Annotated in this window: 1 pseudogene; it reads left to right on the top strand. The window is 54.4% G+C overall.

The annotated features are described in order from the left end of the window. Nucleotides 1-189 (top strand): annotated as a pseudogene (locus E1958_RS19790) (IS481 family transposase); the annotation flags it as partial. Between the last annotated feature and the right edge of the window lie 328 nt (nucleotides 190-517).

Genomic DNA, 517 nt, shown 5'->3' with positions numbered 1-517 from the left:
ACCACCCGCTTCGACTCCGCCGAGCACTTGACCGACACCATCAAACGCTACGTCCAGGTCTATAATCACCACATCCCGCAAAAAGCATTAAGCCTCATTCCTCCCCTTCAGGCCATGAAAAACTGGTATCAAAAACAACCCAATTTGTTCAAAAAACGTGTCTATAATCTGGCGAGACTTGACATCTAGCGAACATGCAACCGACAGCTTCTCCGCCGTAACTAACAGACGACGCTGCAAGCCAGCCTGAGATGTCGGGTTACGGCGCGTTCAGCCACGGTTGCCCACGCCCGCATCGTAAGGCGCGCCTAACCCAACCTACAAAACTTGATTTAGACGCTCCAGCGTCGGTAAACGGCCAGGTAAGCCAACCGCCGGCGCCTGTAAACACAGAGAGACACAGTCCGCTGGAGCGGCCACACTTGCGTTCCCACGCTGGAGAGATTGTAAAAGAATTCGCGCTTGGTCGTGGCAAGGGTAAACTACCAGCTGAGCTCGAACCGAGGGGCAGACCTTC

It is taken from the genome of Candidatus Thiosymbion oneisti (genome assembly GCF_004359955.1).
GTDB classification, from domain to species: Bacteria; Pseudomonadota; Gammaproteobacteria; order Chromatiales; family Chromatiaceae; genus Thiosymbion; species Thiosymbion oneisti.
This window is presented reverse-complemented; position numbering and strand designations above follow the sequence as displayed.